This is a genomic window from Deltaproteobacteria bacterium (assembly GCA_009929795.1).
Lineage (GTDB): Bacteria > Desulfobacterota > Desulfovibrionia > Desulfovibrionales > Desulfomicrobiaceae > RZZR01.
Window position 1 is genome coordinate 1 of record RZZR01000001.1, and the last position, 20,993, is coordinate 20,993.

At 55.4% G+C, this 20,993-nt stretch carries 20 protein-coding genes; 13 read left to right on the forward strand and 7 right to left on the reverse strand.

The genetic code is table 11. The annotated features are described in order from the left end of the window. Positions 1-106: 106 nt before the first annotated feature. The 5 genes from folK (at position 107) to EOM25_00025 (ending at position 4,231) form a co-directional block, all read left to right on the forward strand. Positions 107-643 (forward strand): 2-amino-4-hydroxy-6-hydroxymethyldihydropteridine diphosphokinase, encoded by a 537-nt coding sequence (gene folK / locus EOM25_00005; GenBank protein ID NCC23567.1) that lies wholly within the window; start codon positions 107-109, stop codon positions 641-643. 65 nt (positions 644-708) lie between these two features. Then, on the forward strand, positions 709-981 hold the full coding sequence (locus EOM25_00010) for a transcriptional regulator (GenBank protein NCC23568.1): 273 nt from the start codon (positions 709-711) through the stop codon (positions 979-981). 3 nt (positions 982-984) lie between these two features. Then, positions 985-1,644, forward strand: a complete 660-nt coding sequence (fsa, locus tag EOM25_00015; GenBank protein ID NCC23569.1) for a fructose-6-phosphate aldolase — start codon at positions 985-987, stop codon at positions 1,642-1,644. 222 nt (positions 1,645-1,866) lie between these two features. Further along, a complete protein-coding gene (locus EOM25_00020) occupies positions 1,867-3,894 on the forward strand; it encodes a hypothetical protein (GenBank protein NCC23570.1) in 2,028 nt (675 codons plus the stop codon). Between the two features lie 103 nt (positions 3,895-3,997). Then, complete coding sequence (locus EOM25_00025) at positions 3,998-4,231, forward strand: hypothetical protein (protein ID NCC23571.1); 234 nt, start codon at positions 3,998-4,000, stop codon at positions 4,229-4,231. A 6-nt stretch (positions 4,232-4,237) separates the two neighbouring features. Here EOM25_00025 and EOM25_00030 read toward each other — a convergent pair whose 3' ends face one another. Together EOM25_00030 and EOM25_00035 are read right to left on the reverse strand one after the other, a co-directional pair. Next, on the reverse strand, positions 4,238-5,119 hold the full coding sequence (locus EOM25_00030; GenBank protein ID NCC23572.1) for an acyltransferase: 882 nt from the start codon (positions 5,117-5,119) through the stop codon (positions 4,238-4,240). Next, positions 5,116-5,754, reverse strand: coding sequence for a DUF374 domain-containing protein (locus EOM25_00035; protein NCC23573.1), 639 nt, complete (start codon positions 5,752-5,754; stop codon positions 5,116-5,118). Before EOM25_00035 ends, EOM25_00030 begins: the two co-directional genes overlap by 4 nt. 129 nt (positions 5,755-5,883) lie before the next feature. Between EOM25_00035 and hypF the strand changes: the two genes are divergently transcribed. Next, on the forward strand, positions 5,884-8,223 hold the full coding sequence (gene hypF, locus EOM25_00040) for a carbamoyltransferase HypF (protein ID NCC23574.1): 2,340 nt from the start codon (positions 5,884-5,886) through the stop codon (positions 8,221-8,223). Positions 8,224-8,239: 16 nt separating this feature from the next. Here hypF and EOM25_00045 read toward each other — a convergent pair whose 3' ends face one another. Then, the gene (locus EOM25_00045) at positions 8,240-9,439 is read right to left on the reverse strand and encodes a hypothetical protein (protein ID NCC23575.1); all 1,200 of its coding nucleotides are present in this window, start codon (positions 9,437-9,439) and stop codon (positions 8,240-8,242) included. A gap of 120 nt (positions 9,440-9,559) precedes the next feature. Between EOM25_00045 and EOM25_00050 the strand changes: the two genes are divergently transcribed. The 7 genes from EOM25_00050 to EOM25_00080 all read left to right on the forward strand — a co-directional run bounded on the left by EOM25_00050 (position 9,560) and on the right by EOM25_00080 (position 18,266). Beyond that, complete coding sequence (locus tag EOM25_00050) at positions 9,560-10,594, forward strand: hypothetical protein (GenBank protein NCC23576.1); 1,035 nt, start codon at positions 9,560-9,562, stop codon at positions 10,592-10,594. A 34-nt stretch (positions 10,595-10,628) separates the two neighbouring features. Then, positions 10,629-13,586 (forward strand): PAS domain S-box protein, encoded by a 2,958-nt coding sequence (locus tag EOM25_00055; GenBank protein ID NCC23577.1) that lies wholly within the window; start codon positions 10,629-10,631, stop codon positions 13,584-13,586. Between the two features lie 74 nt (positions 13,587-13,660). Next, positions 13,661-14,740: an MlaE family lipid ABC transporter permease subunit gene (locus tag EOM25_00060; protein NCC23578.1), complete on the forward strand. Its 1,080-nt coding sequence runs from the start codon at positions 13,661-13,663 to the stop codon at positions 14,738-14,740. A gap of 2 nt (positions 14,741-14,742) precedes the next feature. Beyond that, positions 14,743-15,498 carry an ATP-binding cassette domain-containing protein gene (locus EOM25_00065; protein ID NCC23579.1) on the forward strand — a complete coding sequence of 252 codons (756 nt, stop codon included), beginning with the start codon at positions 14,743-14,745 and terminating at the stop codon, positions 15,496-15,498. Further along, on the forward strand, positions 15,443-16,540 hold the full coding sequence (locus EOM25_00070; protein NCC23580.1) for an MCE family protein: 1,098 nt from the start codon (positions 15,443-15,445) through the stop codon (positions 16,538-16,540). Before EOM25_00065 ends, EOM25_00070 begins: the two co-directional genes overlap by 56 nt. Before the next feature lie 14 nt (positions 16,541-16,554). Continuing rightward, positions 16,555-17,259, forward strand: a complete 705-nt coding sequence (locus EOM25_00075; protein NCC23581.1) for a hypothetical protein — start codon at positions 16,555-16,557, stop codon at positions 17,257-17,259. After that, positions 17,256-18,266, forward strand: a complete 1,011-nt coding sequence (locus EOM25_00080; GenBank protein NCC23582.1) for a glycosyltransferase — start codon at positions 17,256-17,258, stop codon at positions 18,264-18,266. Before EOM25_00075 ends, EOM25_00080 begins: the two co-directional genes overlap by 4 nt. Before the next feature lie 30 nt (positions 18,267-18,296). Here EOM25_00080 and EOM25_00085 read toward each other — a convergent pair whose 3' ends face one another. From EOM25_00085 to EOM25_00100, 4 genes are read right to left on the reverse strand one after another with little or no spacing between them, the layout of a single operon-like run. Beyond that, complete coding sequence (locus EOM25_00085) at positions 18,297-18,911, reverse strand: hypothetical protein (protein ID NCC23583.1); 615 nt, start codon at positions 18,909-18,911, stop codon at positions 18,297-18,299. After that, the gene (locus EOM25_00090) at positions 18,908-19,459 is read right to left on the reverse strand and encodes a shikimate kinase (protein NCC23584.1); all 552 of its coding nucleotides are present in this window, start codon (positions 19,457-19,459) and stop codon (positions 18,908-18,910) included. Before EOM25_00090 ends, EOM25_00085 begins: the two co-directional genes overlap by 4 nt. Positions 19,460-19,499: 40 nt before the next feature. Further along, positions 19,500-20,225 (reverse strand): ABC transporter ATP-binding protein, encoded by a 726-nt coding sequence (locus EOM25_00095; GenBank protein ID NCC23585.1) that lies wholly within the window; start codon positions 20,223-20,225, stop codon positions 19,500-19,502. Beyond that, positions 20,225-20,992 carry an ABC transporter ATP-binding protein gene (locus tag EOM25_00100; GenBank protein NCC23586.1) on the reverse strand — a complete coding sequence of 256 codons (768 nt, stop codon included), beginning with the start codon at positions 20,990-20,992 and terminating at the stop codon, positions 20,225-20,227. Before EOM25_00100 ends, EOM25_00095 begins: the two co-directional genes overlap by 1 nt. Position 20,993 lies beyond the last annotated feature (1 nt).

Genomic DNA, 20,993 nt, shown 5'->3' on the forward strand with positions numbered 1-20,993 from the left:
GGATAGGCTTCAACAGGGCGGCCAGATTCATCGAACAGATGGAGCAGGATGGAATCATCGGCCCCCAGGACGGCAGCAAGCCCAGAGCCATTTTACGCAAACCCTGATGCTCGAATCAACGACCGGAACCAAAAAATTTGCACCCGGCATCTGTATCGGCCTGGGGTCCAACATGGGGGAGGCAGAATCCAATGTTGCCAAGGCCTTGGTTCATGTGGCCGAATTGCCCGGAGTTCGCGTCGTCGCTCGATCTCCGGTCTACCGGACCGAGCCCCAAGATTTTCGAGACCAGGCTTGGTTTTTAAATCAGGTCGCTATGCTCGAATGTTCGGCCTGGTGGACTCCTCAACGACTCATGCACTCACTTTTGAGCATTGAATCCCGCATGGGTCGAAATCGTATAGGTCCTGAAAAAGGGCCTCGAATTATCGACATCGATCTCTTGACCTTTGGGACGACGATCTGTTTGGGCACTGACCTTGTTCTTCCTCATCCCCGTATGCATCGCCGGGCTTTCGTGCTCGTCCCTTTGTTTGATCTGGACCCGGAATTCGTCATTCCCGGTCCGAATTCAAGTAGGATCGACGCGGTCCTTGCCAATTTGCGTTTCACGGTCGAGAATGGATTGATCAGACAAAAATAAAAAAAGAATATCAAGATGATAATTGATAAATATAAACCTTTACTTTAAATACAAGGCGGTCCCAGATGATCAAACTTTTGATTTTCGTCGCCGCAGCCTACATTTTGTACAAGCTGCTTACTGGCGACAAGCGCAAGAAGAACCAAGCATCTCAAAAAATTCAGGACCAGAAGGTCGCCGACGGCGAAATGGTCAAGGATCCGATCTGTGGAACCTATGTGCCCAAGGACACGGACATTAGAATCCGTAACGGAGAAAAGGTCCATTGTTTCTGCAGCTATGACTGCCGGGACAAGTATATGAAACAATTGGAATCCGGCCAGGAAATCAAGGAGTAGGGCATGCGTTTTTTTCTCGATACCGCCAATCTGGATCAAATCTCCAAGGCCCGAGACTACGGGGTCTTGGATGGGGTGACGACCAACCCATCCATTTTGTCTAGAGAGGGCAAGGATTGGCGTGCATTGGCCGAAACCATCTGCTCGATGGTCGAGGGTCCTGTCAGCCTTGAAGTCATGGGGACGGCCACGGGCCAGATGGTTGCCGAAGCCGTGGAGCTGGCTAAAATCGGTCCCAATGTTGTGGTCAAGATTCCCATGACCAAAGATGGAATCAAGGCCGTTGCCGTATTGAGGGACATGAATATTCCAGTGAACGTCACCCTGATTTTTTCGCCGCTTCAAGCTTTGCTCGCCGCCAAGGCCGGAGCGAACTATGTCAGTCCATTTGTCGGACGACTGGATGACATTGGGCATAACGGCATGGAAATCGTTGTTCAAATTCAGACCATCTTTGAGCAGTACGGCTACGATTCGGAGGTTCTGGTGGCCAGCGTGCGTTCCACGGCACATGTTCTCGAGGCTGCCATGGTCGGGGCGAACATCGTGACCATTCCGTTTTCCATTCTTGAGCAGCTCTTCAGTCATCCTTTGACCTCGGCCGGTCTGGACATCTTTATGAGGGACGCTCAAGGCTCGGGCTGGAAGTCCAAGAATAGGTAATCTTATGTGAATACGGTGGGTTGTCTCAATATATTTTTTCTTTGTTACTAAGTCTCATAATGTAAATTATGTAAACTTTTATAAAATTAAATCAAAAATTTGAGCGAAAAAAACTGTCGCCCCTCTAAGATCATTTTTGCAGATGATGCCCCGCTCAAACCATCAAGTTCCGCTTTAAATTTCAATTTTTCAAGTCAAACTTCAACAACCGGAATACTCCACATGTTCGTCCGTGCTCTGATGCTTAATCTCTGTCTCGCCATTCTGACGATTAATCTGGGAATTATCCCGGCAAATGCGGCCAAGGATCAGGAATTCTCCTCCTGGCTCAGAGATCTCGACGCCTGGGATGCCTTTGCCCGTGAAATGGCCAGGCAAAACCCTACCCAGGAGACTGTCTTGTCCCAGGCCGAGGCCCTCATTTTTAGCGACAATCCCGAGGAGGCACTTGGACTCCTAAATGCCTTTGGGCATTTCGATGGGACTCTCGAAGGTCGTAGACTCTGGCTCAAGGGACGGGCTCAACGTCAACTAGGACTGTTTCCCGAGGCGGTCCTGGATTTTGCCGAGGCCTGCTCATCTCTCGATCCCACCCAGGCATTGAAATCGCTCCGGGAAGAGCCCAGACTCGAAACCCTTTGGGACATGGTCTGGACCCGCTGGTTCTGGGACCTGTGGAAAAATCCGAATCAGGATATCGTTCAGGCCCGTCATGGAATTTTGGACAGGACCTTGAGTTTGGCCAACCAAGCCTGGCCAAACTCGCGTCGTTGGCAGGCCATCGCCCAGATATGGGCACTTAAGCCACTTTCCTTTGAACAGGATGACCATGCAGGCATCTCGTCTGCTCCATCCGGTGAACGGGTACTTCTGGTCCGAGCCCTAGCCGCTTGGTCCGTGGGCTTTTGGAGCGTCGGCCATAAGGCCGTCGAAGGTCTCTCCAATGCCGACCAGCGAAATTTCTGGTTCCGATTTGGCGAGTACCTCAAAAACGGTGCCGAAGAAACATCCATTCAAGCAGAAGCCGCCCCTTCGATGGAGCTTTCCTTTTGGGAGGTTTATCGACCCCAGCTTCGGAACATGGCATCCGGAGGATGGGCTCTGTCCGGCCCGAACACTCTGTCCTGGCCTCATTTTCTGGCCCGTTTATCCGAGCTCAGTCCGGGCCAGGCCCTGCAGGCTGTTCGAAAGGAAAAGGAATCCTCACTTCTCGACGAGGGTATTCGGTCTTCCTTGTCCGATCTTGAAATCGTTTTCCGAGTCTTGGATGGTGATCTGTCTGTTTTTGTGGACAGCAACACCACTGCTTCACATCCATGGGATCATTCTCTTTGTCTGGCTTTGTCCCGGATTTTGGCTAAAAACACATTTCCTGATACCTTTGCTGACACTGATCAAAAGTTGCTCATCCTGTCTCTGGCCAATGCCGGAGGTGTTTTAGCTTCGCCATCTATTCAGGCCCCCTTCTGGACCGTTTCGGAACAGGCAAAATCCTGGCCCTTGGATCCGCTTCTTCTGTACACCGATCTTGCCGAAAGTCTCCAGAGCCCGGAAGGCAAACAGGCCTCGGCCGCAATGTTGGCTTTTTTGTACTCCCGAAGTGTTGCCGGACAACGCGGGTTTCTGGTTTTGGCCCAGGAAGCCCATGGCCAAGGCCGCATCGCCTTGGCCTGGAAATACGTTAGAGAAATTGACGAACAAGATATCGGACCGGGATGGGGCAATGCCTATCTGCTGGCCCGGGCCGGACTGGAGATGGAACAGGGCATGGAGGCTGAATCCCTCCAAACCTACAAGAGCATTCTGGAGATCACTCCCGAGAGTGTCACCGTGGCGAGAAGGCTCAAACTCGCCCTCCTTGCTCAAAGGCTCGGGCAATGGACTTGGGCCCAGGACATGCTCGAAAAAATTTGGTCGGAAAGAGATGGGTTACCCAGGGATCTCCAAGCCGAAACCCTATTTTGGATGGGGGAAGGGGCACAATATCTTGGGAATGAAGACCAAGCCCTGGATTACTATCTGATACTCGGCTGGAAATTTCCCGAACAGAACATCTGGGCATTGACGGCCTTGTATCGGGCCGGGCTGATCTATGAAAATCAAGGCAGATTCACGGCCGCGTCAAGGCTCTTTTCCCGGGTGGCCAAGAATGCTGATCGTAAGAGCCAGAAGGAAGCTGCCGAACAACGGGTCAAGGCCCTGGAAAAGAAGACCGGGCAGGCGGCTAAGGGCACGGTCCCATTGTTTTGAGGCCTGCCATGGGCGGCGCACTGCAATATAAAGTGATGCTTGAGGTATTGGCCTTGATTGGAGGATCGGACTTGAATCACAAGAAGCAGGGGACAATCCGATGATGAAGTACATCGTATTCGAAGATTTTTCCGGACAGGAGCTTCCGGTCCTATTTCCGGACAGGATCGGGCATGGCGAGATGCGAGCCCAGATCCCCTACTCCAAAATCATTTCGGCCGGATTCGTCGAGATCAATAAATCTCGGATTTCCTGTAGCGGAGGTTCCAAATCGTTGGGGGTCGAATTTCGACCGGAGGACTCAGAAACCATAGCCACCCATCTCGAGCCTTCCTGAAGCCCCTTATAGGCAGTCTTCAGGCCGGGTCTTCCATCTGCGGTGCATCCAAAACCACTGTTCCGGATAGGCCCTGACGATTCTCTCCACGGCTTCGGTGTAGAACCGGGCCGCCGCCTCAATTCGTTCCCCGATCGGTCCCTGCAGGTCCCGGGTGTCCAGCGGAGTTTCCCATACCAGTCGATACCCCTTTGGTTCTCGACGTACGAGAAAAATTGGTAAGATCGTGGCCTGAGAGCGAACGGCCAAAACAGCCGGACCGATGTTGACTGCCGCCTCCAACCCAAGGAATGGAATGAACGTGGCCTCTTCGACCATGGTGTTGTGGTCGACCAAAAAGGCACTGACCCCATTTTTTCGAAGGCAGCGTAAGACCGACTTTACCGCTTGACGATGGCGAACGATCTCGACCCGGGCCAAAGTTCTCATGTGAAGCATGAGCAGGCCCAGCTCCCTGTCCTTCGGAAGACGGACGACAACCTGATTGGGACGCCCTTCCGGCACGAACAAATTAAGCATTCCAGCCAGAAGTTCCCATGCCCCCATGTGCCCGGTGACTCCGATTATGGGCCGATCCAACTCGGCCAAAGCCACAAGAGAGGCCATATCCGGGATTTCGACCCTGTCCAGGAATCTCCAGTCCACATTGCGGGTCATGAAAATTTCCATGAAGGACTGGCCGCTGTTGATGAAGCTTGCCTTGGCGACGACTTTGGCCCAATCAGGGGAAAGATTCAGGCGCTCTTGAACCGATCGAGTCGATTCCCGGCGACGACTTCCGAGTACGGCCCACATTATCCGGCCCAAGCCCCGTCCCAAACAGATCAGGACTCTCTCGGGCAAGGCCTGGGCTACTCGAAAAAAACTCCAGTAGAATGCATCCTTCATCGGTTACCCTCCACCGCATCCGTCAAGGCGTTGAGCCTGGCCTCAAGGTGTTCTCTCTCCTGGGCCAAACCTCGACGATCGAGATCTCTGGGCACTTCGTAGGGTGAACCGTAGAAAACGTCGCATCTGGAAAACGGCAGAGGCAGTTGGAACCGATCCCATGAACGTTCAAAGACCTTGGCCCTGTGCATGATCGTCCTGACTGGGATAATCATGGCCCCGATTTTGGAGGCCACGAACACGGCCCCTTCCTTGACCCGATGCCTGGGCCCACGGGGCCCGTCCACGGCCAAGACCAGTCCTGCCCCACGTCGCTTCATTTCGCGCATGGAACTCATGACCGCCTGCATTCCCCCTCTCGTACTTGAGCCTCTCGTTACGGCGTACCCGAGTCTCTGGGCGATTCTGGTGGCCACCTCCCCGTCCTTGCTCTGGCTGACGACAGCGATATGGCCTTCGTCTCGATGTAAATAGGTGACAGGAAACAATTCATCGTGCCAGACGGCGCAGACAAAACGGTTGTCGACTCCCCGGGCGGCCTGGGCCTGTTCAAAGCCTTGGAGACTGAAGTGCAGGGTCGAACCCCAGGTTCGAATGAGTCCCGCCATAAGTATCGGTGCCAAATAACCGCTCATCGTACTTCGTCTCACTCCTTGGCTGCCACTGATTTATTAGCGTTACGTGTTTCTTGCCGCCTCATCCCTAAATGTGCGGACGGTCGAGGTCAATTCTTGTCTGTGTCCACGAAAGGCTCTAGACCTGCCATGAACGGAACGTATCCCGAAGGAGATTCATCCATGCAGCGTTTGGTTTTCATCATCACCGGCCAGGTTCAGGGGGTCGGCTTCAGACCCTTTGTCTACAGGTTGGCCGCGGAAGAGGTCCTGACCGGATTCGTTCTCAACGACTCCAAGGGGGTCAGGATCGAGATTCAGGGGTCAGAAGACCGGCTTAAGTCTTTTTCTTTGCGGCTACGGGACGAACTTCCTCCTCTGGCCGCCATTGTCTCCTTGGAGTGGGAGAATATGCCCGTCGTCGAAGCTGAAGAACGGTTTGTCATCCAAGCCAGCCGGTCCGGGGCCGGACATTCCGTTCTTATCTCTCCCGACGTGGCTACCTGTCCGGATTGTCTTCAGGACATCTTCGCCCCCAAGAATCGACGATACGGCTATGCCTTCACCAATTGCACGAATTGCGGCCCGCGGTTCACCATTACGGCCAGAATTCCCTACGACCGTCCATCGACGTCCATGGCATGTTTTCCCCTCTGTACTGACTGCCGACTGGAATACGAAGACCCCTTGGACCGAAGATTTCACGCCCAGCCCAATGCCTGCCCGGTGTGCGGGCCCCGACTTTGGTTACAAAAGAATGAAATTCGTCTGGCCGAAGGTTCTGAGGCCCTGGCCGGTTTGGTTCAAAAATTGGCTGAGGGAGGCATAGCGGCCGTTAAGGGTCTGGGAGGGTTTCATCTTGTTTGTGACGCCGCCAATCCCGAGGCGGTCAGAACATTGCGGGCCAGAAAGAAGCGTTTCGGCAAGCCCCTGGCGGTCATGGTTCCGGATCTTGCAACGGCCCGGAGCCTTTGTTGCGTGGACCCAACCGAGGCCGATCTCCTGTCCGGGATAAAGCGGCCCATCGTCCTCTTGAGACGCAAGGAAGATTGCCCTTTGGATCGGGAACTGGCTCCGGACACGGACTATCTCGGAATCATGCTTCCCTACACCCCGCTCCACCACCTCATCCTAGCCCGGTTCGCGGCATTGAGACCAAAAAGAATTCCGGCCCTGGTCATGACCTCGGGAAATATGAGCTCCGAACCGATTTGCTTGGGAAACCGCGAGGCCTTGTCTCGTTTGACTCGCATAGCCGACCTATTCTTGCTTCATGACCGCGACATTTTGATCCGGTGCGACGATTCCGTGGTTCGCGTCGTCGACGGTCGAGCGATTCTCCTTCGTCGGGCCAGAGGCTACACACCATCGCCGGTTTTCTTGCCCCGAAGTGGACCAAGCGTTTTCGGAACCGGCCCAGAACTCAAGGCTACCATGTGCCTGACCAAGGGCAACCAGGCGTTTCCCTCCCAGCACATCGGGGACATGTCCAATCTGGAAACCATGGAGTTCTACCGGGAGATGGCTGCCCATCTCCCGGATATCCTGCAATGCGAGCCAAAGGCCCAAGTTCGGGATGTGCATCCCAACTACATGACCACGGCTTTTGCCCAGGAGCGATCCCATCTGCCAACCATGACGCTTCAGCACCATGTAGCCCATGTCTGGGCTTGCATAGCCGAAAATCGCATCGACGAGCCCTGTCTTGGCATCGCCTTGGACGGTACCGGACTCGGCGAGGACGGCACCCTTTGGGGCGGCGAACTCTTTCTTGTCGATCCAATCCGGGCACAACATCAGAGAATCGGTCGTTTGGCCAGGGTGCGCCTGCCGGGAGGGGATCAGGCAGTTGTGGAACCCTGGAGAATTGCCAAGGCCTTTGTCCATAGCCTGGGCCTCGCGCCTCCCGCAGGCAGAGCCTGGCCATGGATGGAGCAATATGCCACGGCAGACTCCATCGTTCAGACCATGCTGGACCGAGGAATCAATTCTCCCATCAGTTCGAGTTGCGGCCGTCTGTTCGATGCAGTGTCCGCTCTTCTCGGCCTGTGTCTGGTCATTGATTACGAAGGTCAGGCGGCCATTCGTCTCGAATCGGCGCAGGCGGAAGACGATCGGATTGCCTACCCCTGCCCTCTTCGACATGACGAGGGCCTGACAATCCTGGACACGCACGAAATTTTCAAATGCGTTTTTATTGATTGGCGAAATGAGGTGCCGACGGGAATCATTTCCGGACGGTTTCACCGAGGACTGATCAGGGGGCTCGTGGACTGGACTTTGGACGGGGCGACCAGGACTGGAATCAGAAAGGTGGTCTTAAGCGGAGGGGTATTCCAGAATGCGACTCTGGCTAGATGCCTCCCAACGGCGCTTCAAAAGCGTGATCTGGAACCATCGGTCCACACCCTCGTGCCCCCCAACGACGCCTGCATTTCTCTTGGTCAGGCCTGGTACGGGATTTGTGCTCTTGAAGCTGAGGAAAAGTGACCGACTTTGAGGCGCCTCAACGAACCAAGGGCTGTGCACTCCATGGATTGTCGAGTCTGGAATACCGGTCGCAGACGTCGGCGCCCAGAGCCGCTGTCCGACCTAGGCGACACCGCAAAAATTCGTGAATCAGAATCTTTTCCATCTCAAGTCTGGGCATGGCGTCCAGATAAGAGTCGTCGGCCAGCAATTCGCTGAAGGGGTCGCGTCTGAGGATCGGGTCATCCGCAGAAGCCAGAGTTCGGAAATAGGGGCGCAAAAGATCACGGAGTTCTCGGTTTTCCAGGGTGCCGAGTTCGGCCCTGCGGTCGAGAAGTTCATCATAGCTTGGCAAAAACGGGGATTCAAGGATGGTCTTCAGGTCTGATACGAATCGGGTCATCCCCCGCTCGATGTGCGAGGACTTGACCATATTCATGTTGGACCACCCTGCCTTGAGCCATTTGAAGATGACGCATTGAACCGAGGTCGGGCCGGTCTCCACGAAGACCGAAACCGTAAAGCCGTTATACATGTAGGTGCTGGCCCACCCCAACCCGGACATGCTCACTCCTTCTTCATTGGAATAGATGTAATTCCAATTCTGGTCGTCGCCGACCACGGCCCCTTTGCGGCCCACATCGGATTTGTCGGCCTGCCGGGATACAGAGACCACTGCTTTTTCAGGACCGGGAAGAATCGTCATGCTCCGGTACAAGTCATACCCGTAGTAGGCGCCGGTGTTCAGGTCCGGAGTAATCTCCTCACGCTCCACTCCACGAACGAAAAACGGCTCTTGAAGATTGTCGAACATCTTCCAGAGCAGGGGGAACCCGTCAGGATGGTTTTCAACCGATTTCCATTCGGTCATCCGCATGGAGGAAGGCATGACAATATAGCACGGCAGATTAGGGTCGTACATGTATTGCATGAGCTTTTTAAGCGGCACGTCAATTCGGAAGCTAATGAATGCCGGAGTGGCCCCTTCCCGTTTGTCGAGTTTGAGTGCAGATCCGGATGGGGTGGTTTTGGCAAAATGCACCAACGGGGCCAAAAGGCCCCGATCGACATGGGAAGGTCCGTTCGGCAGGCAGGTTGACAGCGTGTAGTCCAATGCTTGGTCAATTTCCGCCGAAATCTTCTGGTCGGCAAGAATGATTTGCGGGGTTGACAGGATGAACAGCATGGCCAGCAGGCCGGACGCTACGAAAAAGAATGATTTTTTGTTGGAAAACATGCAGTTTTGATTATCCGAGAACAAGGTCAAAATCAAGCCGAGCAACTCGTCGTTTCGCCGGAGCCTGCCTTGCGCGGAGGACAGTCTTGCCATTGCCCTGAGCATTGGATAGCTTTTATTATGATTTTGCTTCAAAGAGAGCCGATCCATGTCTGCTTGCTTCCGCCCGGAAAAATCATCGTCGAACCTATTCTAGTGTTTTTGATCCTGACGGCTTTGGTTCTGCCTTCCTGTAGTAACGAAATATCCAGTAAAACAAGGAAGTATATGCAGCCAATCAAGGTCGCCTGGTGTCAGTGGCCAGGCTGGTATCCCATGGCTATCGCCAAGGAAAAGGGCCTGTTCGAAAAACATGGGGCCCATATAGAACCTATCTTCTACTCGACATACGTCCAGATTCTTCCGGACATCGGAGCCGGAGAACTCGGTGGGGGCTGCATGGGCCTCTACGAGGCCCTCAAGTCAGGTCTTCCCAATCTTCGGGTGGTTATGGCCACCGATTTTTCAAAAGGGGCCGAAGGGCTAATTGCCTTGCCAGACATCGACGGTCCGAAAGATCTGATTGGAAAACGCGTTGGAACCCAAGGCTCTCTGTCGGGAAGTGAGTTCATCCTGACCACCTATCTCCGGAGAGCCGGACAGGATGGCAGAGAATTATCCCTCATCGACGTTCCCATTGAACTGGTCATCGACAAAATGTCCTCCGGTTCCATCCAGGCCGGGTATACGTGGAACCCGTTTCTGGCCCTAGCAGAGGCAAATGGTTATCATGTTTTGTTCACCACAGCCGATACTCCCGGCATGATCCTCGATGTTGTCTGCTTCACGGAGGATGTTGTCAAAAAACGCCACGATGACATTCGAGGATTCGTGGCAGCATGGTTTGAGGCTTTGGATTTCTGGCTGAGACACCCAGAAGAAGCAACCCGGATCATTGCTGATGCCGTGGGCAAGCGGCCCAAAGAGGTGTCACTGGCCGGATGTGATCTTTTGAATCTGGAGGACAACCAGCTGCTTTTTTCGTCCGAAAAAGACTCCATCTATGACATCGCTACGGCCCAGATCAATTTTTTCATCAACCTTGGCGATGCATCTTCCGCTCCAAATCCCAAAGACATGATCGACGGCGGCTTTGTTCTAAACCGGAACCGGTAAAAATCCGACCCGAAACCGAGACGTTTTTCAAGTAATGCACGATGCCAGCGGGAAGAGAACGAATCGCGGGATGAAAGTCCGGGCCCGGCAAATCTTCACGTCGGAATCAGACCCGGCAGGCCGCCGAGTGGTGGCCTGCGTGTGCGTCCTTCTGGCAGCCATGGGCCTCGCTCCCTTTGCTCCGCTCCTGCTCACCGATCATGGGAACCAGAGTTTTCTGTTCCCGTTGTCGGTTGCTCTCTTCCAGCTTGTGGCGGCCTTTCTGCTCATCCGTTTCTTTTCCCGGCTGAGACTTCAGACCAAGCTCACCTTGGCCTTCCTTCTGCTGACCCTGTTTCCCATTGCCTTTCAGTCGTTAATTTCCGGCGCCATCATGCGCGAAGCCCTGATGGATACGGCCAAACAATCGCTTCGCGGTGCGGCTCAACAAACGGCAAGGACACTGGACAGTTTTTTCTCTTCGAGTCTAAATACCATCCGGACCCAGGCCCTGCTTCCGGAATTCAGATTGCTGTTCGAGCTTGATCCAGACTTGAGAGTAGGCAGTCTTCAGGAGCAGAGGTGCATGGCCTCTCTCGTCGCCCTCAAGCGGCTCGATCAAGTTTTCATCAATTCCTATGCGATCCTCGATATCGAAGGCCAAGTGATCCTGGACACATCCATTCTTTCGTCCGGTGAAAGCCGCCAAGATCGTAATTATTTCGTCCAAGCCATCAAAACCGGCCTTCCATATGCGTCCGACATCTTCATCTCTCCTAGCAACGGCCGGCCATCCATCGTCTTCTCCAGCGTCATTCGTGACGTGCAGGGCCAAACCGTCGGTCTCATTCGATGCAGATACGATGCGGCCATACTCCAGAGCCTCGTCGCCCGGGAAAACGGTCTGCTCGGCATCGGCTCTTATGCCCTTGTTGTCGACGATCACCGAGTCTGCATCGCAGCTGGCTCCGACCCCTCCTGGCGTGGGCGACCCTTTTGGCACGGACACAAAGGTCTGGATAGCCAGCCTGGCCTCGGACGCGCTCTTTCGACCGCGAAGCAAGCCGTCCCGTTCTTCGCAGGGGCCTCATCCAGCGGCGCGCCCCTGATTTCTTTCGCCGAAATCGAGGTACAGAGGGAACCCATGTGGTTCGCCGAAGTTTCCTTGACCGAAAAACCGTGGCACGTCGCATTCGGTCAGACCCGGGAAAGTTTTATCCGTTCGAGTGTGGCCCAGACCACCGTGACCGGAATCTTGACCGCGGGCCTGGCCTTGGTGGCTTTTGCCTGTTCCCTGATGGTCGCCGGGAGTTTGGCTCGTCCCATCAGGCATTTGGAAGGCATGGCTCGAGACATGTCCCAGGGGTCTTTCGAAAAAAGGGTTCCCGTCGATTCCGACGACGAGCTCGGCCAGCTGTCCCGATCCTTCAACAACATGGCCGAAGCGGTCCAGAAGGCTAGGCAAATCCAAGCCCGTTTGAGCGAACGACTGAGGCAGGTCTTGAACACCATCCCTGACGTGATCGCCCTCACCGACCTCGAAGGAACGGTGCTTGAGATTAACGAGAGTTGCGTCAGAATTTTTGGTTACGAGGCAGAGGAATTAGTTGACAAGCCGATTTTTGTCCTGAGCGGAGAATCGTTTGAAGGAAGCGGGCTGCAATTCGAGATTCGTCAAACTGGGGTCGACATTCCAGTGGACCGGGAGTGGAAAGGTCAAAGAAAAAACGGCACCTTTTTTCCAATTCAACTCCGAGCTCACAGAATTCTTTTGCCGGAGGGTTTGAGATATCTGGTTTTGATCACAGACATCAGCCGCCGAAAATTGGCTGAGGAGGCCCTAGAATCCTACAGGCGTTCCTTCCAGACCATGTTTGACTCCATCCCATCCATTTTGGCGGCCGTCGACGCGGACGGACTGGTTACCCACTGGAATTTTCAGGCCGAGGAAACCCTGTCCCGGCCTATAAGCGACGCCGTCGGCAAACCTCTGGATTCGGTCCTGCCGCTGATGGCAGGCTCCATGGATGTGGTTTCGGAATGCATCCGTTTCCGCAAGACCAAAAGGTTGGAACGGGTTCCTCTTGATGGGCCCGAGGGCATCCGCTATTTTGACGTGACCTTGGCGCCCCTACTTTCGGACAGCCTCCCGGGGATGCTGGTCAGAGTCGACGAAGTCACGGCCCGAGTCCGGCTCGAGGAGATGATGGCCCAGACCGAGAAAATGATGTCCATCGGCGGACTTGCCGCCGGAATCGCTCACGAGATCAACAATCCTCTGGCGTCCATCACCCTCGGAGCCCAGATATTGGAACAGCGTCTTTTAAACGATTCCAGAGCCAACGACGAAGCCGCCGTAAAGCTTGGCCTCTCGATGGATCGAATTTGGTCGTATCTTGATGCCAGAAAAATTCCGTCCAGGATTCATGATATTCAAAACGCCGCTGACAGAGCCTCCAAAATCGTCAGCGGGATGCTCGAGATGAGCGGCAAGAAATCCGGCGGCTACGCCATGGCCGACTTCAACGCCCTTGTCCTTCAATGCATCGAGGTCGCCCGAAGCGAACAGACCCTGAGGAGCAAGCGGTTCTGGAACATAATCCGAATCGAAACGGATCTGGACCCAAATCTGCCTCCAGTCGAGTGTTCACAGTCCGAAATCGAACAGGTCATGGTCAATCTCCTGCGCAATGCCGCCCAGGCCATGAGTGGACAGAACGCAGGGAGGGAGCCAAGGATCAACATCCGAACCAGGGCCGTGGCCAAAAGCGTGGTCCTTGAGGTCGAGGACAGCGGGCCTGGAGTGGACGAGGCCTCTCGGAAGCGAATTTTCGAACCGTTCTTCACCACTAAGCCCCCCGGCTCCGGCACGGGACTGGGACTGTCCGTATCCTTCTTCATCGTTGTCCGGAATCACAACGGAAGCATGAGTGTCGATGCCGCCCCTCTGGGCGGGGCTCTCTTTCGAATAATTTTGCCCTTGAGTCAAAAAACAGCCGGGAGCGTTCCGTGACGGTCAACGCCCGCAAGGATGTCTCAGTACAGATTCAGGGGGCCGATCTTCGAATCTGCTGGCCTGAATTGGCGATGGCCGAAGTCGCCGTCGCCGGCTCGTTCGACCGGCGAAACGCCTCGGCATGCATCGCCTGGATCGACCGTGTTCTTAAGAAGCGAAAGGCCGACATGACCGTGGATCTGTCCGGAGTGATATCCATGGATGACTACGGTATCTTGGTCCTGGACGCCTTGCGTCGTCGGGCCACGACTCGGGAGGCCTTTTTCCTCAGGAATGTCCCCCGGGAAATCGCCCGCCAGCTGGAGATTGTTCATTTCAAACAGCTGGGGCAGAGCCTGTCATTCAGAGGAGAAAAGGTTGGAGGAATATTTTATCGTCTAGGTGACGCGAGCATCACCATATACCGAGACACGCTTCGCCTCCTCGGCTTCATTGGCGACGTCTGCCTGAGTCTGGCCTTCGTTATCCGTCATCCAGGCCGAATCCGCTATGAAGAGACCTTCACCTACATGCAACGGGTCGGCGTTGACGCCCTGCCCATCGTCGGGCTGATCAGCTTTCTCCTCGGCCTGATCATGGCCTTCATGTCCGCAGTTCAGCTCCAGCAATTCGGGGCCAACATCTATGTGGCTTCCCTAGTCAGCCTGTCCATGGTCCGGGAGCTGGGCCCGATCATGACGGCCATCATCGTGGCTGGCCGGTCTGGATCGGCCTTTGCTGCTGAAATTGGGAGCATGATCATCTCCGAGGAGGTGGACGCCCTGACGACCATGGGCTTCAACACCACGGTATTCCTGGTCATTCCCAAGCTTTTGGCCACCCTGGCCGTGGTACCTCTCCTGACCCTTTTTTCCGATCTCTTCGCCATTTTCGGAGGTCTCATCGTCGGTGTGGGCATGCTCGATCTGACGGCCCATTCGTATATCGAACAAACCATCCGGACCCTCAAGGTCTTCGATGTGGTCTGGGGTTTTTTCAAGAGTGCCATCTTCGCCCTGCTCATCTCCTGGATCGGATGTTTCAGGGGCTTCCAGGTCCGTGGCGGAGCCGATGCCGTCGGTCGGGCCACGACCTCGGCTGTTGTCAGCGCCATCTTTCTCATCATTCTGGCCGACTCCATTCTGGCCGTGATCCTCAGGTACTGGCGGTAGCCATGGATGATGTCGTCATCAAAGTCAGAGGACTGCATATGGGCTTCCCCGGCAATCTTCTTCTGGAGAACGAAGATTTCTCCATCCGGCGAGGAGAAATCTTCGTCATTCTTGGAGGAAGCGGATGCGGCAAAAGCACCCTGCTCAAGCACCTCATCGGCCTTCATCCTCCCCTCCAAGGTCAAATCACCATTGAGGGACAGATCCTGGATTCATCCAACGACGATATCTACAAGAAGATCCTCAGGGGTATCGGAGTCATGTATCAGGCTGGAGCTCTGTTTGGGTCTATGACCCTGGCCGAAAATATCGCCCTGCCCATTAGGGAGTACACAGACCTGCCAACCAAAGCCGTGGATACCCTGGTGTCCATGAAGCTGGCTCAGGTCAATTTGGACGGCTTCGAGAATCATCTGCCCTCGGAGATAAGTGGGGGGATGAAGAAACGGGCGGCCATTGCCCGGGCCTTGGCTCTCAATCCCGGAATTCTCTTTCTGGACGAGCCGTCGGCCGGGCTGGACCCCATCACTTCGGCCGAGTTGGATCGGCTCATCCTCCGGCTCAACGAGACCCTGGGTATGACCATGGTTATCGTCACCCACGAACTCTCCAGTATCTTCGCCATTGCCGACCGCGTCATCATGCTGGACAAGCAATCCAGATCCATCATAGCCGAGGGGGACCCGGCCTGGCTTCGAGACCATGGCGAACATCCCTTTGTCCGCCAATTTTTCAACCGTGAGGCCGAGCCCCAATGAACCGGAACAACGCATACGAGCAGACGCAATAACCATGGCAAACGCACGCACCAAGGTCTTGGTCGGACTTTTCGTGGCCTCGGGACTGGGGATCTCCATCGTTTCCATTCTTGTCCTGGGAATGAACAATTTTTTTCAGCACGGGAACAAGTACCAGATATTTTTCAATGAATCGGTCCAAGGACTCAACGTCGACGCCCCGGTCAAGTTCCGTGGAGTTCCCGCCGGTCTGGTCCGCTCCATCGAATTGGCCCCTGACGGGACTCTGGTCCAGGTCGTTCTGGACGTCGGCCAAAACGTACGGCTCCCGGAGAACACCGTGGCCCAGCTCTCGGCCGTAGGCATCACCGGGGCCATGTTCATTGAACTCGATTCCGGGCGACCGTCCGGGCGGTATTTCAAGCCTCCGTCTGATATGCAACTCGAATACGACTACCCTGTCCTGGCCACTCGTCAGTCATCTATCCAGCAATTCATGGAGGGAGTTGACGAGTTGTACGGCAAGATCAACGCCATCGACTTCGAGGGCATTTCTTCGCGCATCGTGGCTCTACTCGATCACGCTGATCAGGCTGTCCTCGACATCAGGGCGGCCGAACTCTCCACGCAGGTCCAGACCGCGATCCATAAAGTGAACAATCTGCTCCATGACCCTCGTCTATCGAACTTCTTGAATCACGCCGACCAAGCTGGAAGGCAAGCCAACGCGATCCTGTCCGAGATGGAGGATGGAATGGTCGCCGTTAGGGAGATCGTGGACAAAGTTTCGGACACGGTCGGCGTCAGCGGAGTCCTGATCGAAGAATCCCTGAAAGATATCCGGGCCTCGGCCCGTCGTTCCGATGTACTGCTTGCCCAGGGGCAGGAGGTCTTTCGTCAGAGCCGTGAAAATCTCGACTCGACTGAACGCTCGATCCTGGTCACGGTCCAGAATCTCGAGCGGTCCAGCGAGGCATTGACCCGCCTGCTCCAAAAACTCGAAACCTATCCGGCCCAACTGCTTTTCGGCCAGCCGCCGGCGCCCAGAACCATCGAGCCATAAAAGAGGTCTTCAGCATGGATCATCGCAGCACATTGTTACCGAAAATTTGCCCTTTGGGGCGCTCTGGAAAAGCTTGCAAATCCGGGCCCGTCATCCTTGCCGTGTTCGCGGTCTGCATCCTGGGCCTCGGCTGCGCCGGCAAGACCGGCCAAACGCCCCCCATTTCCAGCTACACCCTGGAATACACCGTTCCCGAACCGACTGCGCCCCCTCTGTCCGTGATTCTCGGAGTGACCAGATTCAGTGTCGCGCCGGAGTATGACACCCAGTCCATCGTCTACAGGGACGGAGATCTCGTTCGTCGGGAGTATGCCTATCACTTCTGGCGGGCCAACCCAGGCCTGCTCGTATCGTCATTCCTTCGCAGGGACATGATCGCTTCCGGCTTGGCTCAAGCCGTCACCGGACCGGGTACCACTCTGCGGCCCGTTTATACGGTCGAAGGGGTCGTGCAGGATTTTTACGAGTTCGATCTGCACGACAGATGGCAGGCCGTGCTGAGCCTCGTGATTACCCTGGTCGATGCCAGGACTCCGGATCCAGCCCAGGAGGTTTTGTTCCAGCGGACCTACTCCCGACGTGAAAATTGCCAAAAAAGAAACCCGGAATCCCTTGCACAGGCCATGAGCCGGGCCATGTCGGGCGTATCGGCTGACATCGTCCTGGATGTCCGCCAAAGCATCGCTGAACGGATGTCTGCCGGCCAGGCCGGTTCATGAAGCTTTCGGTCCTTCTCCCCTGCCGGAACGCCGCCGGGACCATCGGACCCTGCCTGGAAAGTCTGATCGTCCAGAACTGCTCGGAGTATGAGATCGTGGCCGTCGACGACGGCTCCACAGACGGAACCGGGGCCGCTCTCGACGACTGGGCCCGTCAACATCCCCGAATTCGAGTCGTGCACCTTCCCCCTGTGGGCATTGTCGAGGCCTTGAACATCGGCCTTTCCCAGTGCCACGGCTTTTGGGTGGCTCGCATGGACGCCGACGACATCGCTCTGCCCGAACGATTGGACGCCCAGATGGCCTGGCTTGAGGATCACCCGAAGACTCAATTGAATGGGTGTCTGGTCCGGCACGGGGGAAACAGCTTGTCCCAGGGCGGATATGCCCGATACGTGGATTGGATCAACTCCAAGATTTTTCCCAAGGACATCGCCATGTCCCGTTTTGTCGAATCTCCTTTCGCACACCCTTCGGTGGTCTTCAATCGAAGATTGGTCCTTGATCTTGGAGGATACCGGCAGGGGGAGTTTCCGGAAGACTATGACCTGGTTCTGCGTCTTTTGCAGCTGGGGACGGTCATGGACAAGGTTCGAAAGACCCTTTTAATTTGGAACGATCCTCCAGACCGCCTGTCTCGGACCGATTCCAGGTACTCCATTTCGGCTTTCTATCGCCTGAAATCCCAGTTTTTGGCCGACTGGCTAAGGGAACACAATCCCTTCCATCCCGAGATTCATGTTTTCGGATCCAGCCGGACGGTCCGCCAAAGAGCTTCCTGCCTTGTAGAGCGTGGTATTCGAGTTCGCGGCTATTTCGACGTTGACCCCCGCAGAATCGGCCGTTTGATCCACGGCGCAGAAGTCCGGCATCTCCGGGATTTGCCCGCAGCAGGACGGATGTTCGGGGTTTCCCTGCTTGGAAAGCGAGGGGTTCGAGAAGATTTGGAGATATTTTTGACTGCCCGCGGGCATCGGGTCGGAGAAGATTATATCCTTGCGGCCTGAATTTTGGTCACTAAAACCTCATGCTTTGGTTTAAAAAATACGCAACTTCGGAGGGCCTGCCAGAATGAACTCGGACAGGGTCAGTTTGATCCGGGCCAGGGAACGCAAGGCATTGAGACCGACAAAGTCCCGCTCTATGATGGCCAGACGACGGTAGAAGTCGGTCCGGTCCAGGGTGGGGATTGAACCGCTCGAAAAATTCGCCACCAGCTCCCGGCTTTTGAAGCAACCCGGGAAATCTTGGATTCGACCATCGGGCATGTGGACCTTGTTCGGTACTCCGTGGAGCCGACAGATCATCATCCGGTGCCCGTAAAGGGCGCAAAGGCCATTTTCGTTCAGGGGACACATCAATCCTGGAGAGCCCTGCTGACCTCCAGCCACCCAGAACCGAAGGCCTTCCATGTACTCCTTTGCCCGAATTTTTAATAAGTCTTGACGCTCTTGAGACAGGGATGACAGCCCGCGCCAGAGATAGGCCCACTCGATATAGGTGTGATGCTGGAAAAAACTCGTACAGCAATTGTCAGGGCATCCGGAACATGTCAGCCCAAGTTCTCCGGAGATTTTGTCATAGGCACTCCGCATATCGTCATACAAGGCCTCGAGACGCCTGAAAGCCACGACTGGAAGAACTTTCTTCATATCTTTTTCAGCCAAAGATCGAGAATGGTCTGTACGGCATCGGCCTCGGCCACTCCGTCCGTTGAAACCCGAAACTGTTCATATCGGAGATAGAGTTCCTGTCGTTCGTAATAGACGTCGTCGAGGGAATAGCCTGGAGGCATGGCCAGGCCGCGGTTCGGGGCTGCCTCGATGCGGGATCGAATGGTATCTAGACCGGCGTGAATGTGGACGATGGTGCCCATGGCCCGTAGGCGTCGCATGGCCGGTTCGCTATAGACCACGCTTCCGCCGGTGGAGATCACCGCTCGCTGAATGTTGAGATACAGGATTGTCTGCTCTTCGGCCCTAAGAAAGTCTTCGAGTCCCAAGCGTTGGCGGAGGGATTCGAGGTCCTGTCCCCACCATGCCTCCATAATGTGATCGGTGTCCACGTGCGCCCAAGCTAGGGCCCTGGCCACGGCCCGGCCAATGGTCGTCTTGCCGGCCCCAGCCATGCCGACCAGGATCAGACAAGGTTCCACATCCGTGGGTCGATCGAGGAAGCGGGGAAGGCCCGATTTGGCCATGATTCGTGACCTTTCAGAACGGCAGCAATTCGAACGACGGCTACCCGCCAAGATAGGCCTTTTTGATATCCGGATTGGTCATCAATTCAGCGGCCGTTCCGGATGCGACGATCTCCCCGGTGTCCAGAACGTAGCCTCGTCCGGCGAACTGAAGGGCGAGCTTGGCGTTCTGCTCGATCAAGAGGATGGTCATTCCCTGCTCGTTTAAGGCCTTGAGGGCCCGAAACATGTCGTACATGAGCAAGGGCGCCAATCCCATGGAAGGCTCGTCCAACATGATGAAATCGCTTCCGGTCATAAGGGCCCGGCCCACGGCCAGCATCTGCTGCTCTCCACCACTCAGGGATTCGCTTCGCTGTTTGCGGCGCTCGTAGAGTCTTGGAAACAGATCGTAGACGCGTTTGTAGTCGGCCTGGATCCCCTGTTCGTCCTTGCGGGCGTATGTGGCCAGACGCAGATTCTCCTCCACGGTCAGGTTGCCGAAGATGTGCCGCCCTTCCGGGGCCAGGGCGATACGATATTTCTGGACCACCATATGGGCCTCGACGCCTAGGAGGCTTTCCCCCTCATAGAGAATATCTCCTTGGGTCACCTTGGATCCCTCGGGCGGAGGAACGCGGGTGATGGCATGCAAAGTTGTTGTCTTGCCCGCTCCGTTGGCCCCGATGAGGGTCACAATTTCTCCCCGGTCCACGGTGAAATTGATCCCGTGGAGAGCCTCGATATTGCCGTATTTCACATGCAGGTCGCGTATTTCGAGCAGCATTAGATTGCCTCGTCTCCAAGATAGGCTTTGATGACGTCCGGATTGTTCTGGATTTCCTCCGGCGTGCCCTCGGCAATGGTCGCTCCAAAATCGATGACCTTGATCCAGGAGCAGAGGCTCATGACCACGGCCATCTGATGTTCGATCATCCAGATGGCGATCTCGAACTCGTCGTGAATCCAGCGTATGAGGTCGATGAGTCCGCGGACATCGGCCGAGTTCAGGCCGGCGGCAGGCTCATCCAGCAGTAGGAGTTTGGGGCTGATGGACAATGCTCTGGCAATCTCCACCCGACGCTGAATGCCGTAGGGAAGGTTCTTCGGAAGTTCGTCGATATATTTTCTGAGCTCCAGGGCATCCAGGATATCCTCGGCCTTCTTGGTCAGGCGGCCTTCATTTTTAGTGTATGTCTTGGTCCGCATCAAAGCGTCCAAAAGCGTGTACCCGAGATGGTGGTGCTGGGAAATGCGGATATTGTCCAGGACGGTCATGCCGTGCCAGAGCCGGATGTTCTGGAAGGTCCGGGCGATGCCCAGGGCAGTGACTTGATGTGGCTTCAACCCGCCGATGTTACGACCATTGAAGACGATCTCGCCCTGGGAGGCCTTGTAGAATCCGCTGACGATGTTGAAGACTGTGGTCTTGCCGGCCCCGTTGGGGCCGATGAGCCCCATGAGTTCGCGACCCTCGAAGGTAACGGAAAAATCCGAAACGGCACAGAGCCCGCCGAAGTACTGGGTCAGGCCGTTGATCTGCAGAAGTGGCATT

What these genes read in the sequence shown, in the direction of transcription:
- folK (NCC23567.1), top strand. Translation starts at nt 107, where the DNA reads ATGCTCGAATCAACGACCGGAACCAAAAAATTTGCACCCGGCATCTGT.
- EOM25_00010 (NCC23568.1), top strand. Translation starts at nt 709, where the DNA reads ATGATCAAACTTTTGATTTTCGTCGCCGCAGCCTACATTTTGTACAAG.
- fsa (NCC23569.1), top strand. Translation starts at nt 985, where the DNA reads ATGCGTTTTTTTCTCGATACCGCCAATCTGGATCAAATCTCCAAGGCC.
- EOM25_00020 (NCC23570.1), top strand. Translation starts at nt 1,867, where the DNA reads ATGTTCGTCCGTGCTCTGATGCTTAATCTCTGTCTCGCCATTCTGACG.
- EOM25_00025 (NCC23571.1), top strand. Translation starts at nt 3,998, where the DNA reads ATGAAGTACATCGTATTCGAAGATTTTTCCGGACAGGAGCTTCCGGTC.
- EOM25_00030 (NCC23572.1), bottom strand. Translation starts at nt 5,119, where the DNA reads ATGAAGGATGCATTCTACTGGAGTTTTTTTCGAGTAGCCCAGGCCTTG.
- EOM25_00035 (NCC23573.1), bottom strand. Translation starts at nt 5,754, where the DNA reads ATGAGCGGTTATTTGGCACCGATACTTATGGCGGGACTCATTCGAACC.
- hypF (NCC23574.1), top strand. Translation starts at nt 5,884, where the DNA reads ATGAACGGAACGTATCCCGAAGGAGATTCATCCATGCAGCGTTTGGTT.
- EOM25_00045 (NCC23575.1), bottom strand. Translation starts at nt 9,439, where the DNA reads ATGTTTTCCAACAAAAAATCATTCTTTTTCGTAGCGTCCGGCCTGCTG.
- EOM25_00050 (NCC23576.1), top strand. Translation starts at nt 9,560, where the DNA reads ATGATTTTGCTTCAAAGAGAGCCGATCCATGTCTGCTTGCTTCCGCCC.
- EOM25_00055 (NCC23577.1), top strand. Translation starts at nt 10,629, where the DNA reads ATGCACGATGCCAGCGGGAAGAGAACGAATCGCGGGATGAAAGTCCGG.
- EOM25_00060 (NCC23578.1), top strand. Translation starts at nt 13,661, where the DNA reads ATGGCCGAAGTCGCCGTCGCCGGCTCGTTCGACCGGCGAAACGCCTCG.
- EOM25_00065 (NCC23579.1), top strand. Translation starts at nt 14,743, where the DNA reads ATGGATGATGTCGTCATCAAAGTCAGAGGACTGCATATGGGCTTCCCC.
- EOM25_00070 (NCC23580.1), top strand. Translation starts at nt 15,443, where the DNA reads ATGGCGAACATCCCTTTGTCCGCCAATTTTTCAACCGTGAGGCCGAGC.
- EOM25_00075 (NCC23581.1), top strand. Translation starts at nt 16,555, where the DNA reads ATGGATCATCGCAGCACATTGTTACCGAAAATTTGCCCTTTGGGGCGC.
- EOM25_00080 (NCC23582.1), top strand. Translation starts at nt 17,256, where the DNA reads ATGAAGCTTTCGGTCCTTCTCCCCTGCCGGAACGCCGCCGGGACCATC.
- EOM25_00085 (NCC23583.1), bottom strand. Translation starts at nt 18,911, where the DNA reads ATGAAGAAAGTTCTTCCAGTCGTGGCTTTCAGGCGTCTCGAGGCCTTG.
- EOM25_00090 (NCC23584.1), bottom strand. Translation starts at nt 19,459, where the DNA reads ATGGCCAAATCGGGCCTTCCCCGCTTCCTCGATCGACCCACGGATGTG.
- EOM25_00095 (NCC23585.1), bottom strand. Translation starts at nt 20,225, where the DNA reads ATGCTGCTCGAAATACGCGACCTGCATGTGAAATACGGCAATATCGAG.
- EOM25_00100 (NCC23586.1), bottom strand. Translation starts at nt 20,992, where the DNA reads ATGCCACTTCTGCAGATCAACGGCCTGACCCAGTACTTCGGCGGGCTC.